This window comes from Modestobacter sp. URMC 112 (genome assembly GCF_053502575.1).
Window position 1 is genome coordinate 3,677,476 of record NZ_CP199957.1, and the last position, 15,351, is coordinate 3,692,826.

General features: G+C 74.1%; 14 protein-coding genes. 9 read left to right on the forward strand and 5 right to left on the reverse strand.

The genetic code is table 11. The features are described from left to right. Positions 1–29 precede the first annotated feature (29 nt). Positions 30–881 carry a mycofactocin-coupled SDR family oxidoreductase gene (locus ACWIX6_RS17395; RefSeq protein ID WP_448613688.1) on the reverse strand — a complete coding sequence of 284 codons (852 nt, stop codon included), beginning with the start codon at positions 879–881 and terminating at the stop codon, positions 30–32. A 193-nt stretch (positions 882–1,074) separates the two neighbouring features. Here ACWIX6_RS17395 and ACWIX6_RS17400 point away from each other — a divergent pair, with 193 nt between their 5' ends. The 8 genes from ACWIX6_RS17400 (at position 1,075) to ACWIX6_RS17435 (ending at position 9,566) form a co-directional block, all read left to right on the forward strand. Continuing rightward, positions 1,075–2,313: a polyhydroxyalkanoate depolymerase gene (locus tag ACWIX6_RS17400; protein WP_448613689.1), complete on the forward strand. Its 1,239-nt coding sequence runs from the start codon at positions 1,075–1,077 to the stop codon at positions 2,311–2,313. 76 nt (positions 2,314–2,389) lie between these two features. Further along, positions 2,390–4,381 carry an alpha-amylase family protein gene (locus tag ACWIX6_RS17405; protein ID WP_448613690.1) on the forward strand — a complete coding sequence of 664 codons (1,992 nt, stop codon included), beginning with the start codon at positions 2,390–2,392 and terminating at the stop codon, positions 4,379–4,381. A gap of 15 nt (positions 4,382–4,396) precedes the next feature. Beyond that, complete coding sequence (locus ACWIX6_RS17410; protein WP_448613691.1) at positions 4,397–4,852, forward strand: cupin domain-containing protein; 456 nt, start codon at positions 4,397–4,399, stop codon at positions 4,850–4,852. Positions 4,853–4,912: 60 nt separating this feature from the next. Further along, entirely contained in the window at positions 4,913–5,593 is a 681-nt protein-coding gene (locus tag ACWIX6_RS17415) for a phosphatase PAP2 family protein (RefSeq protein WP_448613692.1), read from the forward strand. Between the two features lie 102 nt (positions 5,594–5,695). After that, entirely contained in the window at positions 5,696–6,070 is a 375-nt protein-coding gene (locus ACWIX6_RS17420; RefSeq protein WP_448613693.1) for a hypothetical protein, read from the forward strand. A 54-nt stretch (positions 6,071–6,124) separates the two neighbouring features. Then, a complete protein-coding gene (locus tag ACWIX6_RS17425) occupies positions 6,125–7,813 on the forward strand; it encodes a DUF885 domain-containing protein (protein ID WP_448613694.1) in 1,689 nt (562 codons plus the stop codon). 351 nt (positions 7,814–8,164) lie between these two features. Continuing rightward, positions 8,165–8,443, forward strand: coding sequence for a WhiB family transcriptional regulator (locus tag ACWIX6_RS17430; protein WP_448617007.1), 279 nt, complete (start codon positions 8,165–8,167; stop codon positions 8,441–8,443). A gap of 109 nt (positions 8,444–8,552) precedes the next feature. Then, the gene (locus ACWIX6_RS17435) at positions 8,553–9,566 is read left to right on the forward strand and encodes an NADPH:quinone reductase (RefSeq protein ID WP_448613695.1); all 1,014 of its coding nucleotides are present in this window, start codon (positions 8,553–8,555) and stop codon (positions 9,564–9,566) included. A 67-nt stretch (positions 9,567–9,633) separates the two neighbouring features. On the opposite strand, the gene ACWIX6_RS17440 is transcribed toward ACWIX6_RS17435, so the two are convergent. Genes ACWIX6_RS17440 through ACWIX6_RS17450 form a run of 3 tightly spaced genes read right to left on the reverse strand, consistent with a single transcriptional unit; the run spans position 9,634 to position 13,005 of the window. Next, positions 9,634–10,788 carry an acyl-CoA dehydrogenase family protein gene (locus tag ACWIX6_RS17440; RefSeq protein WP_448613696.1) on the reverse strand — a complete coding sequence of 385 codons (1,155 nt, stop codon included), beginning with the start codon at positions 10,786–10,788 and terminating at the stop codon, positions 9,634–9,636. A 3-nt stretch (positions 10,789–10,791) separates the two neighbouring features. Beyond that, positions 10,792–12,786, reverse strand: a complete 1,995-nt coding sequence (locus tag ACWIX6_RS17445) for an ATP-binding protein (protein WP_448613697.1) — start codon at positions 12,784–12,786, stop codon at positions 10,792–10,794. 39 nt (positions 12,787–12,825) lie between these two features. Beyond that, positions 12,826–13,005 (reverse strand): hypothetical protein, encoded by a 180-nt coding sequence (locus ACWIX6_RS17450; RefSeq protein WP_448613698.1) that lies wholly within the window; start codon positions 13,003–13,005, stop codon positions 12,826–12,828. 113 nt (positions 13,006–13,118) lie between these two features. Here ACWIX6_RS17450 and ACWIX6_RS17455 point away from each other — a divergent pair, with 113 nt between their 5' ends. After that, complete coding sequence (locus tag ACWIX6_RS17455) at positions 13,119–13,643, forward strand: ferritin (protein WP_448613699.1); 525 nt, start codon at positions 13,119–13,121, stop codon at positions 13,641–13,643. Between the two features lie 49 nt (positions 13,644–13,692). On the opposite strand, the gene ACWIX6_RS17460 is transcribed toward ACWIX6_RS17455, so the two are convergent. After that, the gene (locus ACWIX6_RS17460) at positions 13,693–15,306 is read right to left on the reverse strand and encodes a carboxyl transferase domain-containing protein (RefSeq protein WP_448613700.1); all 1,614 of its coding nucleotides are present in this window, start codon (positions 15,304–15,306) and stop codon (positions 13,693–13,695) included. Positions 15,307–15,351 lie beyond the last annotated feature (45 nt).

Below are 15,351 nucleotides of genomic sequence, written 5' to 3' on the forward strand. Positions count from 1 at the left end.
CGCGCAGGTGATGCACGGCACAGGGCGGCTCAGCCGCCGTGCGGGACCTTGAAGGGCGCCATCGCGCCGGCGTCGATGACGGTCGTCGTCCCGGTGACGTACCGGGACTCGTCGGAGGCGAGGTAGAGGACGGCGTTGCTGATGTCGACGGCCTCGACCCACGGGACGGGCATCGCGTTGAGCGCCTTCATGCCCTCGGCGGCCTGCTCCCGGGTGGCCCCGGCGACCCCGCCCAGGAACAGCCCCCACACCGGCTCGTTGGCGACCATGGGGGTGTCCACCGTGGTCGGGTGCACGGAGTTCACCCGGATGCGGTGCGGGGCGAGCTCGACGGCGAGGGTGCGCATCAGCCCGGTGACGCCGTGCTTGGCCGCGGTGTAGTGCGCCAGGTTCGGGAAAGCGATCAGCCCGGCGATGGAGCTGGTGAGCACGATCGAGCCGCCCTGCCCGCGCTCCACCATGGCCGGGGCGGTCGCCTTCACCGTCTTCCAGACGCCGGTGAGGTTGATGTCGACGACGTCCTGCCAGACCTCCTCGGTGAGCTCGAGGGCAGGTCCGAAGCTGGCGATGCCGGCGTTGGCGCAGACGACGTCGATGTGCCCGAACTGGGACAGGCCCTCGTCGACGGCGCCCTGCAGCGCGGACAGGTCCCGGACGTCGGCCTGCCGGGCGACGATCCGCCGGTCCAGCGCCTCGACCTGCCGGACCGTCTCGGCCAGGTCGTCCTCCGTCGCGCCGGGGTAGGGCACCGTGGCGACGTCCGAGCAGACGTCCACGGCGATGACGTCGGCGCCCTCCTCGGCCAGCCGCAGCGCGTGCGCGCGCCCCTGCCCGCGTGCGGCGCCGGTGATGAACGCGACCTTGCCCGCCATCCGTGCCATGGCCGTCCCCTCGTCCCGGCCGGGCACCGGAGCGGCACCCGGTGCCCGCACCGTGGCCCGGATCACACCCCCGGTCAAGGGCGGGGACGGCTGCCTCCGCGCGCCCTGTGCCGCCCGTGCGCCGGGCGATGGCTACAGTGCGCTCTGTGAGGTAGGACACCTCACGTCCCCTCGAACGCCCGGGCAGGTCCGCATGCTCTACACCGTGTACGAACTCCAGCGCCGCATGACCACCCCCATGGTGGCCGTGTCCGAGCGGACCGCGCGCGCCCTGCACGCCCTGCCGGCGCCCCTCGTGCCACCCGGCGTCCGGCACGTGCGGGCCGCCTGCGACATCGTCTCCAAGGCCCGCCCGACCCACGAGCGGCCCGCCTTCGGCATCGACGCCGTGGTGGTCGACGACGAGACGGTCCCGGTCACCGAGCGGGCCACGCTGCGCACCCCGTTCGCCACCCTGCTGCACTTCGCGAAGCCGTCGGTCACCGGCCAGCCCCGCGTGCTCGTCGTCGGGCCGATGTCCGGGCACTTCACCACGCTGATCCGGCCGACCATCCGGACGATGCTCTCCGACCACGACGTGCACGTCCTGGACTGGCACAACGCCCGCGACGTCCCGGCCGACGAGGGACGCTTCGGGCTGGACGAGTACATCGAGCACGTGGTGCAGGCGCTGCGGCACCTCGGACCGGACACCCACGTCGTCGCCGTCTGCCAGCCCGCCGTCCCGGTGCTGGCCGCGGTGTCGCTGCTGGCCGCTGCGGGCGACCCGGCCCAGCCCAGCAGCGTCACCCTGATGGCCGGACCGGTCGACACCCGGGTGAACCCGAACCGGATCAACGAGATGGCCGCGGCCAAGCCGCTGTCCAGCTTCGAGCGCCGGCTGATCGACACCGTGCCCTCGCGCTACCCCGGCGCCGGCCGGCGGGTCTACCCGGGCGTCGTCCAGCTGACCGCGTTCATGTCGATGAACCCCAAGCGGCACGTCAGCGCCCACGTGCAGATGTACCGGGACCTGGTGGCCGGCGAGACCGAGAAGGCGGCGACCACCCGCGCCTTCTACGACGAGTACGGCGCCGTCATGGACGTCCCGGCGGAGTTCTACCTGGAGACGGTGCACCGCATCTTCCAGGAGAACCACATGGCGACCGGGCAGTTCACCTGGCGCGGCACCCCGGTCGACCCCGGCGTCATCACCGACACCGACCTGCTCACCGTCGAGGGCGGCCGGGACGACATCTGCTCGCCGGGGCAGACCGTGGCGGCGCACGCGCTGTGCACGGGGCTCCCGGAGGAGCGCAAGCACCACCACCTGCAGGCCGGCGTGGGCCACTACGGCGTCTTCAGCGGCTCCCGCTGGGACGCCGAGGTGTACCCGGTGCTGCGCGCCTTCATCGCCGGCGCCCGGGGCGGCACCTCACAGGCCTCGGCCTGATCACGGGGGCCCGGCCGGGCCCCGGGACGGGACCCGCCGGGGTGCAGAATGCCCGGGTGCCCCCCGGAGCCCGTCGGTGACCGCCCTCGACCCCAGCGGACGCCGGTCGTCGGCCCGGGCGGCGGAGGACGTGTGGCGGCGGCTGCGTCCCGCGCTGGCCGCCGACGCGGTCGCCGCACTCGGGCCCGCCGAGGCCGACGCGTTCCTGGCGCGGGTGGAGGTCGCCCTCGTCGACCTGCACGCGCCCCTCGTCGTCCTCTACGGCGAGCGGGCCGACGTCGAGGAGCTGCTCGACCGGGCGCTGCGCACCGTGCTGGCCGCCGCCGCCGACCGGCCCGCCGAGCTGCGCGCGCTGGACCGGCGCCGGGAGATCGACCCGCACTGGTTCCAGCGGGAACGGATGCAGGGCTACGTCTGCTACGTGGACCGGTTCTGCGGCACCCTCGACCAACTGCCCGGCAAGCTGGACCACCTCGCGGAGCTCGGCACCACCTACCTGCACCTGATGCCCCTGCTGCGGCCGCGGGAGGGCGAGAACGACGGCGGGTACGCGGTGGCCGACTACCGGCAGGTGGACCCGCGGCTGGGCACGATGGCCGAACTCGAGGCGGTCGCCGCGGCGCTGCGCCGGCACGACATGAGCCTCTGCATCGACCTGGTGCTCAACCACACCGCCGCCGAGCACCCCTGGGCGCAGGGCTGGCTGGCCGGCGACCCGGCCTACGCCGGCTTCTACACCGCCTTCCCCGACCGGACGGTGCCCGACGCCTACGAGGCGACCATCCCCGAGGTCTTCCCCGACCGGGCCCCGGGCTCGTTCACCTGGGTGCCCGCGGCCCGCGACGGCGCCGGCGGGTGGGTGTGGACGACGTTCTGGAGCTACCAGTGGGACCTGGACTACACCAACCCCGAGGTCACCCTGGCGATGCTCGGCGAGATCACCTGGCTGGCCAACCGCGGCGTCGAGGTGTTCCGGATGGACGCCATCCCGTTCATGTGGAAGCGGATGGGCACCAGCTGCCAGAACCAGCCCGAGGTGCACGACCTCGTCCAGCTGCTGCACGGGCTGACCCGGATCGCCGCGCCGGCGGTGCTGTTCAAGGCCGAGGCGATCGTCTCCCCCGACGACCTGGTGCCCTACCTCGGCGCGCACGAGCGGGAGCGGCCGGAGTGCGAGCTGGCCTACCACAACCAGCTGATGGTGCTGCTGTGGAGCAGCGTCGCCGCGCAGGACGCCCGGCTGGCCACTGCGGCGCTGCGCCGGATGCGGCCGATCCCGTCGTTCGCCACCTGGGTGACGTACGTGCGGGGGCACGACGACATCGGCTGGGCGGTCAGCGACACCGACGCGGCGGCGGTCGGCGCGGACGGCGACGGCCACCGGCACTTCCTCAACGACTTCTTCTCCGGCCGCTTCCCGCACTCCCCCGCCCGGGGCGCCCTGTTCCAGGAGAACCCGCTCACCGGGGACGCCCGGATCTCCGGGACGGCGGCGTCGCTGTGCGGCATCGAGTCCGCGCTGGAGCGCGGCGACGAGGCGGCGCTGGAGCGTGGGGTCCGGCGGCTGCTGCTGATGTACTCGGTCGCCTACGCCTACGGCGGCATCCCGCTGCTCTACATGGGCGACGAGCTGGCGCTGCGCAACGACACCGCCTACCTGGCCGACCCCGAGCGCGCCCCGGACAACCGCTGGATGCACCGGCCGCCGATGGACTGGGCGGCGGCCGGACGCCGGCACGACCCGGACACGCTGGAGGGCCGGGTGTTCGGCCGGCTGCGCCGGATGGGCGAGGTCCGCCGGTCGCTGCCCGCCCTGCGCGGCGGGGCGGAGCCCACGGTCGTGGACGCCGGCAGCGACCGGGTGCTGGTCTGGCGGCGGCGGCACCCGCGCAGCGGCACGTTCGTCGGGCTGGCCAACTTCTCCTCGATGCCCGCGGTCGTCGACGCCGACACCGTCACCGGCTTCGGCAGCTACGAGCTGGCGCTGGGCAGCGACGGGCCGCTGACCGTGCAGCAGCGGGGGCTCGTCGTCCCCGGGCTGGGCTTCGCCTGGTACGCCGAACCCTGACCCGAGGAGGAACCCGTGAGCACCCACCCCACCGACCGGCCGGACGGCTGGCACCGGCCGCTGCGGCACGTCCGCGCCGGCGAGCTGTCCGGCGACACCGGCCAGACCGGCGGGATGACCCGCCGGGAGGCCATCTCGGCCCGCACGGTCGGCTCGCAGCGGGTGTGGATGGGGCAGACCTCCGTGGCGCCGCGGACGTCGTCCGGCGACCACCACCACGGCGACTCGGAGACCGCCATCCACGTCGTCTCCGGGCACCCGGTGTTCGTCTTCGCCGAGGACGGGCAGGAGGTCCGGCTGGCCACCGCGCCGGGTGACTACGTCTTCGTGCCCCCGTTCGTCCCGCACCGCGAGGAGAACCCGACCGACGAGGAAGCGGTGGTGGTGATCGCCCGCAGCAGCCAGGAGGCGATCGTGGTGAACCTCCCGGGCCTGCTGGACGCCGGTGACCCGGAGGGTCCTCCCGGCTGACCGGATCGCTCCGCACGGCCTCGGGCACCACGTCGCCACCGGATGCGGCATCCTGCGCCGATGCGCACCCGGGATCCCGCCCGCGCCGTGGCCGGACCCGTCCTCCGGCTGCTGCTGGCCGCCGTCCTGCTCCTCGGCGTCACCGTGGGCGCCGGCCTGCTGGTGACCCGGGCCGCGACCGGCACCGCCGTCGAGCAGGTGGACGCGGGCGCTGACGAGTGGTTCGCCGAGCGCCGCACGCCGGCCCTGGACGCCGCCTCGGACACCGCCGACGAGCTGGGCAACACCTGGGTGGTCGTCGGCGTCGGCCTGGCCGCCGCCGGGGTGGCCGCGGCGGTCGGGCGCCGCTGGCGGCCGGCCCTGGTCCTGGCCGCCGCCCTCGCCGGCGAGCTGGCGATCTTCCTGACCACCACGGCGCTGATCGACCGGCCCCGGCCACCGGTGGTGCACCTGGACGCCGAGCTGCCGCCCACCTCGAGCTTCCCCTCGGGCCACACCGCCGCCTCGATCTGTCTCTACGGCGGGATCGCCGCCCTCGTGCTGGCCGCCACCCGGGCCTGGTGGCGCTGGCTGGTGGTGCTCGCCGCCGTCGTGGTGGTCGGGGTGGTGGCGGTCGCCCGCCTCTACCGCGGCGCGCACTTCCCCACCGACGTGCTCGGCAGCGTGCTGTTCGCGGTGCCGTGGCTGCTCGTCGTCCTCCGGGTGCTCCCCCCGGGGCCGGACGACGGGCCGGGCGGGTGACGCTCGCGCAACGGCGCTGCGGAACGGGTCCTCTCCCGGCCCGGGCTGCGGCACCATGCCGCCATCCCGACGGCCCCCCGTCGACCGCAGACAGGAGCTCCGATGGCCCTCTCCGACCGCGTGACCGTCCGGAACCTGTACCTGTACCTGGTCTGCCTGGTGACCCTGGTGGTCTCGCTGTTCGCCGCCGTGCAGCTGGTGCGCAGCAGCGTCGGGCTGCTCTACCCCGACCCGGGCGGCTGGTACGGCCACTACGCGCCGGTCGAGGACCCGGCCGGCGGCCTGAGCGAGGAGGAGCGGCAGCGCCAGGAGGAGCTGGCCCGGGACTCCCAGCGCCGCTCGTCCGTGCTGGACGTCGTGGGCGCTGGCGCCACGCTGCTCATCGCCGGACCCCTGTACGTCTACCACTGGCGGCGGGTGCAGTCGGAGCTGCCGGCCCGGGGGCAGGCCGACCCGGCGGGCGTCGGGACGCCCTGAGGGGTCGGGGGAATGCGGAGGCGGGCCCGGCGCCGGGAGGCCTAGCGTGAGGCGGTGACCGACCCCGCCCGCCCGCCGTCCGCACTCGACCAGCTCGCCGACCGCTTCGTCGAGGACTACGCCGCCTCGCAGCCCGCCGTCGCCACCTACATCGGTGTCCCCGGCCACGACGAGCGCTGGGCCGACCACAGCACCGACGGCCGGCGGGCTCACGCCGACCTGCTCCGCCGCACCCTGGCCGCGGCGGAGGCGACTCCGCCGGTCGACCGGCGCGACGAGGTCGCCCGCAGCGCGCTGCTGGAGCGGGTCGGCGCGGAGCTGGCCCGCTTCGACTCCGGCTGGGCACAGGCGGACCTGAACACGATCGACAGCCCGCTGCAGGAGTTCCGGGCCACCTTCGACCTGATGCCCACCGGCACCGAGGAGGACTGGGCCACGATCGCCCGCCGGCTCGCCGCCGTCCCGGAGGCGCTCGCGCGGTACACGGCCGGGCTGGACGACGCCGCGGCGGCGGGCCGGGCGTCCGCGGCCCGGCAGGTGCGGCTGTGTGCCGGCATCGCCCGCCGCTGGGCCGGCACGTCCGCGCAGCCGGGCTTCTTCGCCGAGTTCGTGGCCGGCGCGCCCGGGTCGGACGGCGACAGCCCGCTGGCACGGGACCTGTCCGCCGCCGTGACCGACGTGTCCACCGCCCTGCTCGCCTTCGCCGAGCACCTGGAGACCGAGCTGCTGCCGCACGCGCCGGAGCGTGACGGGGTGGGCCGCGAGCGCTACGCGCTGGAGTCGCGGTTCTTCACCGGGGTCGAGCTGGACCTGGAGGAGACCTACGCGTGGGGCTGGCAGGAGCTGGCCCGGGTCGTGGCCGAGAAGGAGGCGGTCGCCGAGGCCATCGCCCCCGGGCAGGGCGTGGCCGGCGCGATGGCCGCCCTGGACGCCGACCCGGAGCGGATGGTGCGCGGCCGCGAGGCGCTGCAGGCCTGGCTGCAGGAGACCGCCGACCGGGCGGTGGCCGCGCTGGACGGCGTCCACTTCGACGTCCCCGGACCGGTGAGGCGCATCGAGGGACGGCTGACCCCGACGTCCGGCGAGGGCGTGTACTACACCGGCCCGACCGAGGACTTCAGCCGGCCGGGCCGGATGTGGTGGTCGCTGCCCGAGGGCGTCACCGACATGACCACCTGGCGGGAACTGACCACGGTGTTCCACGAGGGCGTCCCGGGCCACCACCTGCAGATCGGCCAGACCGTCTACAACGCCGCACTGCTCAACCGGTGGCAGCGGCTGCTGTGCTGGTGCTCCGGGCACGGGGAGGGCTGGGCGCTGTACTCCGAGCGGCTGATGGACGAGCTGGGCTTCCTCGCCGACCCGGGCGACCGGCTGGGCATGCTGGACGCCCAGGAGCTGCGCGCCGCCCGGGTGGTGCTGGACATCGGCGTGCACCTGGACCTGCCGGTCCCGGCCGACCAGGGGCTCGGCGCGCGGTGGAACTACGAGGGAGCGGCCGAGTTCCTCCGCCGGCACTCCGCGATGGACGACGCGATGCGCACCGACGAGCTGCACCGCTACCTGGGCTGGCCCGGCCAGGCGCCGTCCTACAAGGTCGGCGAGCGGGTGTTCCTGACCTGCCGGGACCAGGCCCGGCTGCGGGCCGGCGCGGACTTCGACCTGAAGGCCTGGCACCGCGCCGTCCTCGACCTGGGACCCCTGGGCCTCGGCCCGCTCGCCGCCGAGCTGGCCCGGATGTGAGCTCCCGGAGCCGTCACGGCCGAACTTGATCTAGCCGAAGCACCGTCCCGGACTGGGCAGGAGCTGTCGAAGGACCGGGCGTGTCCGCGAACGGGAGTGCAGTGCAGTGACGTCCGGTGCGGCTGGGACCACTGGTGTTCCGCGTAACACGGCGGACATTTGACCTCGGCGGACCACACGCGTGTAATTCCCCTCGTTGTCACACACCGTGACTTCGCGGCAACCGCAGGTAGACGGATGCCACGACGAGACGCAGGGGGACGCATCGTGATGGCTGAAGTCGCATGGCTGAGCGAGTACCGGGACGCCGCAGCCGCCACCCCGGCCACGTACGGCCAGGACGCGCTGAGCATGACCGGGGTCTTCGACGCCGGCTTCGCGGGCTCCGGCCTCGGGGGCCTGGTCCCCGAGGAGCAGAGCTGGCACGAGAGCGCCCTGTGCGCCGAGACCGACCCCGAGGCGTTCTTCCCCGAGAAGGGCGGCTCCACCCGCGAGGCCAAGAAGATCTGCACCGGCTGCGAGGTCCGGGCGGAGTGCCTGGAGTTCGCCCTGGCCAACGACGAGCGCTTCGGCATCTGGGGCGGCCTGTCCGAGCGCGAGCGTCGCCGCCTCCGTCGCCAGGCCAGTTGAAGGACCCTGTCCTCCTCACCCCTCGCAAGCTCGGGGCGAGCCTCTGGACAGGGCCACGGCTGGTCCCGAACGGATGACCACTTCCGGTGAGGCAGGGTAGGAAGAGCGCGTGCGTGCGATCTCCTACAGCCAGACCGGCGGTCCTGACGTCCTGCGACTGGTCGACCGCCCCGTTCCAGAGCCCGGGCCCGGCGAGGTGCGCGTGCGCCTCGCGTTCTCCGGGGTGAACCCCACCGACTGGCGGTCCCGCACCACCACCGAGCCCGGCCCCGAGGGCCAGGTCCCCGGCCAGGACGGCGCCGGCACCATCGAGGCCGTCGGGCAGGGCGTCGACCCCGTCCTCGTCGGCGAGCGGGTGTGGGTCTGGGAGGCCGCCTGGCAGCGGCCACTGGGCACCGCCGCCGAGCACACCGTCGTGCCGGCCCGGCAGACCGTGCTCCTCGGCGCCGACAAGCCCTTCGAGCTCGGCGCCGCGCTGGGCATCCCCTTCCTCACCGCCCACCGCTGCCTCACCGTCGGCGAGACGCTCCCCGACCGCGTCGGTCCCGGCACCCTCGACGGGCGCACGGTGCTCGTCCACGGCGGCGCGGGCGCCGTCGGCAACGCCGCCATCCAGCTGGGCCGCTGGGCCGACGCCACGGTCATCACCACGGTCAGCAGCCCGGAGAAGGCGCAGCTGGCCGCCGCGGCCGGCGCGGACCACGTCATCGACTACCGGCGGCAGGACGTCGTGGCCGAGATCGGGAAGATCACCCCGCGCGGCGTGGACGCCATCGTGGAGGTCAGCCCCGCGCAGAACGCCGCCATCGACGTGGCGGTGACCGCGCCGCACGCGTCGGTCGCCGTCTACGCGGTCAACGGCGGCAACGAGGTGACCATCCCCGTCCGGCCGCAGATGGTCCCCAACGCCCGATGGCAGTTCGTGTTCGTCTACACCGAGCCGACCCGCGCCAAGGAGCTCGCGGTCGAGGACGTCAACGCCGCCGTCCTGGACGGCGCCGTCCGGGTCGGCCGGGAGGCGGGCCTGCCGCTGCACGTCTTCCCGCTGGCCGAGACCGCCGACGCCCACCGCGCCGTCGAGGCCGGCGCCATCGGCAAGGTCCTGATCGACGTCACCCGGTGACGTGATGGAACGGCCCCTCTGCAGGGGCCCGCCGCGAGCCTGCGAGCGGTGGGGGGAGAGGGGTCCTTCACCCCACGCCGAGGGAGCGGGCGATGAGCATCCGCTGCACCTCGCTGGTCCCCTCGCCGATCTCCAGGATCTTGGCGTCGCGGTAGAACCGGCCGACCGGGAACTCGTTCATGAAGCCGTAGCCGCCGTGCACCTGGGTGGCGTAGCGGGCGTTCTCCATCGCCATCTCCGAGCTGTAGAGCTTGGCGATCGAGGCCTCGCGCTTGAACGGCTCGCCGCGCAGCATCTTCTCCGCCGCCCGGTAGTAGGCCAGCCGCGCGGTGGAGGCCCGCACCTCCATGTCGGCGATCATGAACTGCACCGCCTGGTTGCGGCCGATCGGCTGCCCGAACGCCTCCCGCTGGGCGGCGTACTTCACGCTCTCGTCCACGCACCCCTGGGCCAGGCCGACCGCCAGCGCGGAGATGGCGATCCGGCCCTCGTCGAGGATCGACAGGAACTGGGCGTAGCCCCGGCCCCGCTCCCCCACCAGGTTCTCCGCGGGCACCCGCACGTCGGTGAAGGACAGCTCGCGGGTGTCCGAGGCGTTCCAGCCGACCTTCGAGTACCGCTGGCCGACGACGAAGCCCGGCGTCCCCGAGGGGACGACGATCGCCGAGATCTCCTTCTTGCCGTCCGGCTTCGTGCCGGTGACCGCGGTGACGGTGACCAGGTCGGTGATGTCGGTGCCGGCGTTGGTGATGAACGCCTTCGAGCCGTTGATGACCCACTCGCCGTCCTCGAGCCGGGCGGTGGTGCGGGTGGCACCGGCGTCCGACCCGCCGCCGGGCTCGGTCAGCCCGAAGGCACCCAGGGCCTCACCGGCGCACAGCCGGGGCAGCCACTGCTGCTTCTGCTCCTCGGTGCCGAAGCGGAAGATCGGCATGGCCCCCAGCGAGACCCCGGCCTCCAGGGTGATCGCCACCGACGAGTCGACCCGGGCCAGCTCCTCCAGCGCGACGCAGAGGGTGAAGTAGTCCCCGCCCGAGCCGCCGTACTCCTCCGGGAAGGGCAGCCCGAACAGCCCGAGCTCGCCCATCTGCCGCACGATCGCGGTCGGGAACTCGTCCCGCTCGTAGAACTCCCCGATCTGCGGGGCCACCACGTCGAGCGCGAACTCGCGGACCACCTTCCGCAGCGCTTCCGTCTCCTCGTCGAGCCGGTAGTCCAGCACTGGTCACTCCCCTCGCTCGGGGGCTGGTGGGGTCACCACGGCCACCCGCTCGTCCAGCCGGACCGGTTGGCCGGCTGTCACACCCAGCTCGGTGACCGTCCCGGCGAGGGGTGCGGTCAGCACGTGCTCCATCTTCATCGCCTCGACGACCAGCAGGGGGGTCCCCACCTCGACCTGGTCGCCGACGGAGGCCTGCACCACGGTCACCGTGCCGGGCATCGGCGCGGTCACCGCCCCGTCGCTGGCGGCGGCCCCGCCGGAGCTCGCCAGCCGCTCCTGCTCGCGGAACGCCGTCACCCGGCCGCCGGCGGCGAGCCAGATCCGGTCGGCGGTGTGCACGACGGCGTAGCGGGTCCGCACGCCGTCCATGGTCACCGCCACCGCGTCGCCGTCCCGCTCGGCGCGGGCCGGCTGCGGGTCGCCGTCCTCGACCCGGACGACGGCGTCGGCCGCCCGGCCGCGGATCCGGACCGTGACCGGCTCCCCGCCGGGGACCTGCAGCCGGCGCACCGTCCAGGCGGGCTCCCCGAGCCTCCATCCGTCGGGGACGTCCCACCGGTCGACCCGGTCGCCGGTCGGTTCGGACTCCAGCAGCTCGGCCAGCGCGGCCGCGGCGTACACCGCCGGCGGTGGCGGCTCGAGGGCGGTCAGCGCGTCGCCGCGCCGCTCGATCAGCCCGGTGTCCAGCCGGCCGGCGACGACGTCGGGGTCGCCGAGCAACGCCTGCAGGAAGCCGGTGTTGGTGGTGACCCCGAGCACCGCGGTCCCGGCGAGGGCGGCGACCAGCCGGGCCCGGGCGGTCTCGCGGTCCGGACCGGCGGCCACCACCTTGGCCAGCATCGGGTCGTAGTCGCTGCCCACCACGCTGCCCACGGCCAGCGAGGAGTCGACCCGCAGCCCCGGTCCGACGGGCTCGGTGAGCGCCAGCACGGTGCCGGCCTGCGGCAGGAACCCACGAGCCGGGTCCTCGGCGTACACCCGGGCCTCGATGGCGTGCCCGGTCAGGACGACGTCCTCCTGGCGCAGCGGCAGCGGCTCGCCGGCGGCCACCCGGACCTGCAGCTCGACCAGGTCCAGGCCGGTGACGCACTCGGTGACCGGGTGCTCGACCTGCAGCCGGGTGTTCATCTCCAGGAAGAAGAAGTCCGACGGCCGGTCGGCGTCCACGATGAACTCGACCGTCCCGGCGCCGGTGTAGCCGACAGCCCGGGCCGCCTCCACCGCGGCGCTGCCCATCCGGGCCCGGCCGGCGGCGTCCAGCAACGGGGACGGCGCCTCCTCGATGACCTTCTGGTGCCGGCGCTGCAGGCTGCACTCGCGCTCACCCAGGTGCACGACCGTGCCGTGCGTGTCGCCGAGGACCTGCACCTCGATGTGCCGGGAGTTGCCGACGTAGCGCTCCACCAGCAGCGTGTCGTCGCCGAAGGAACTGCGCGCCTCGCGGCGGGCGCCGGCGATCTGGTCGGCCAGCTCGGCCTCGGACCGCACCACCCGCATGCCCTTGCCGCCTCCGCCGGCGCTGGGCTTGAGCAGCACCGGGAAGCCGGCCTCGACCGCGGCGGCGGCCACCGCGGCGTCGTCCATGCCCGGCTCCGTGCGCCCGGGCACGACCGGCACGCCGGCGGCGGCCACGGTGCGCTTGGCCCGGATCTTGTCGCCCATCGCCTCGATGGCCGCGACCGGCGGGCCGATGAAGACGATGCCGGCCGCCTCGCAGGCGCGGGCGAACTCGACGTTCTCGGACAGGAAGCCGTAGCCGGGGTGCACGGCCTGCGCCCCGGTGCGGACGGCGGCGTCCAGCACCCGCTCGATCGACAGGTAGCTCTGCGCGGCGGACGCCGGGCCGATGCCGACGGCGACGTCGGCCACCCGGGTGTGCAGCGCGCCGGCGTCCGGCTCGCTGAAGACGGCGACCGAGCGGATGCCCATCGCGCGCAGCGTGCGGACCACCCGGACGGCGATCTCGCCGCGGTTGGCCACCAGGACGGTGTCGAACACGGTCACCACCCCCCGCCGACGCGGAGGGGAGCGGTGGGGTCAGGCCGCCTTGCGGGTGCTCTTCGCGAGGACGGCGTCGGCCTTGTCCAGCTTGACCAGCCGGCGCTTCTTGACCGTGTACCCGGGCGGGAGCTTGCCCTCGGCGAGCGCGCGCAGCGGGCAGCGGCCGCAGCGCGGCTTGTCCTCGCAGCACTTCTTCTTCGGCAGCTTCTTCCCCACACGGTGAGGTTAGCCAAACCTTCCCGACCCGTCGAGGGGGTGGGCGTGTCGCCGGTTACCGTTCTCGCAGACGCCGTCCCGCTGCCCGCCGCACCGACGTACGAGGAGACCCCATGGCCGCCGAGGCCTTCATCGACCAGCTCAACCTGCAGATCGGCCACGAGTTCGCCGCCCACCAGCAGTACATCGCCATCGCGATCTACTACGACGAGCAGACGATGCAGCAGACCGCGCAGCTGTTCTTCGACCAGGCGGTCGAGGAGCGCAACCACGCGATGATGATGGTCCGCTACCTGCTGGACGCCGACGCGCGGGTGCAGATCCCCGGCATCGTCGCGCCGGTCACGGACTTCGAGGACGTCGTCGCCCCGGTCGTGCTGGCCCTCCAGCAGGAGAAGCGGGTGACCGAGCAGATCAACGCGCTGATCGGGACCGCCCGCCGGGAGAACGACTTCGCCTCCGACCAGTTCATGCAGTGGTTCATCAAGGAGCAGATCGAGGAGGTCAGCAAGATGAGCGACCTGCTGGCCGTCGCCCGGCGCTCCGCCCACGACGTCGAGCAGATCGAGGACTACGTCCAGCGGGAGACCACGCCCGAGGGCGCGGACCCGACGGCCCCCCGCATCGCCGGCGTCTGACCCGGCACCCCCGCCGGAGCGGGAGCTCCGGCGGGGGTCCGGGGTCGGGTCACATGCGGAAGACGCCATAGCCGACCTCCTCGAGGGGCGCGTTGGCGCAGGCGGACAGGGCCAGGCCGAGCACGGTGCGGGTCTGCGCGGGATCGATGACGCCGTCGTCCCAGAGCCGGGCGGTGGCGTGGTACGGGTGGCCCTGGTCCTCGTACTGGGCCCGGATCGGCGCCTTGAACGCCTCCTCCTCCTCGGCCGGCCACTCCTGGCCGCGGGCCTCCAGGCCGTCCCGGCGCACCTGCGCCAGCACGCTGGCGGCCTGCTCGCCGCCCATCACCGAGATGCGCGCGTTGGGCCAGGTCCACAGGAAGCGGGGCGAGTAGGCCCGGCCGCACATCGAGTAGTTGCCGGCGCCGAAGGACCCGCCGATGACGACGGTCAGCTTGGGGACCCGGGCGCAGGCGACGGCGGTGACCATCTTGGCCCCGTGCTTGGCGATGCCGCCGGCCTCGTAGTCCCGGCCGACCATGAACCCGGAGATGTTCTGCAGGAACACCAGCGGGATGCCCCGGCGGTCGCAGAGCTCGATGAAGTGCGCGCCCTTGAGCGCGGACTCGGCGAACAGCACGCCGTTGTTGGCGATGATCCCGACCGGGTGGCCGTGCAGCTTGGCGAAGCCGGTGACCAGCGTGGGGCCGTAGAGCGCCTTGAACTCGGCGAACCGGCTGCCGTCGACGAGCCGGGCGATCACCTCGCGGACGTCGTAGGGGGTGCGCGACTCCGGCGGCACCACCTCGTACACCGAGGCCGGGTCGTAGCGGGGCTCCTCGACCGGGTCGACGTCCCACGGCCGCGGGGTGCGCGGGCCCAGGGTGCCGACGATCTGCCGGACGATCTGCAGCGCGTGGGCGTCGTCGTCGGCGAGGTGGTCGGTGACGCCGCTGACCCGCGAGTGCAGGTCGCCGCCGCCGAGGTCCTCGGCGCTGACCTCCTCCCCCGTGGCCGCCTTCACCAGCGGCGGGCCGCCCAGGAAGATCGTGCCCTGCTCGCGGACGATCACCGCCTCGTCGCTCATCGCCGGCACGTAGGCGCCGCCGGCGGTGCACGACCCGAGGACGGCGGCGATCTGGGCGATGCCGGCCTTGGACAGGTTGGCCTGGTTGTAGAAGATCCGGCCGAAGTGGTCGCGGTCGGGGAAGACCTCGTCCTGCAGCGGCAGGTAGGCGCCGCCGGAGTCGACGAGGTAGACGCAGGGCAGCCGGTTGTGCAGCGCCACCTCCTGCGCCCGCAGGTGCTTCTTCACCGTCATCGGGTAGTAGGTGCCGCCCTTGACCGTGGCGTCGTTGGCGACGACCACGACCTCCCGGCCGGCGACCCGGCCGATCCCGGTGATGATCCCGGCCGCCGGCGCGTCCCCGTCGTAGAGGCCGTGCGCGGCCAGCGGGGACAGCTCCAGGAAGGGGCTGCCCGGGTCGAGCAGGGCGTCGACCCGCTCGCGGGGCAGCAGCTTGCCGCGGGCCACGTGCCGCTCGCGGGCGCGCTCGCCACCGCCGGCGGCGACCACCCGCAGCTGCTCGGCGAGGTCGGCGACCAACTCGGCATGGGCGGCGGCGTGCTTGGCCGCCGTCGCGGGGTCCGCGGGCGGGACGCTGGGGAGCACCGGTGCATCCACGCGGCGGAGTCAACCACGTCTTCCGGCCGATGTGAACACCGGTTA

Bases quoted from the DNA above. Each gene is read 5' to 3' on its own strand.
- ACWIX6_RS17395 (WP_448613688.1), bottom strand. From the start codon at position 881: ATGGCACGGATGGCGGGCAAGGTCGCGTTCATCACCGGCGCCGCACGC.
- ACWIX6_RS17400 (WP_448613689.1), top strand. From the start codon at position 1,075: ATGCTCTACACCGTGTACGAACTCCAGCGCCGCATGACCACCCCCATG.
- ACWIX6_RS17415 (WP_448613692.1), top strand. From the start codon at position 4,913: ATGCGCACCCGGGATCCCGCCCGCGCCGTGGCCGGACCCGTCCTCCGG.
- ACWIX6_RS17420 (WP_448613693.1), top strand. From the start codon at position 5,696: ATGGCCCTCTCCGACCGCGTGACCGTCCGGAACCTGTACCTGTACCTG.
- ACWIX6_RS17430 (WP_448617007.1), top strand. From the start codon at position 8,165: ATGACCGGGGTCTTCGACGCCGGCTTCGCGGGCTCCGGCCTCGGGGGC.
- ACWIX6_RS17455 (WP_448613699.1), top strand. From the start codon at position 13,119: ATGGCCGCCGAGGCCTTCATCGACCAGCTCAACCTGCAGATCGGCCAC.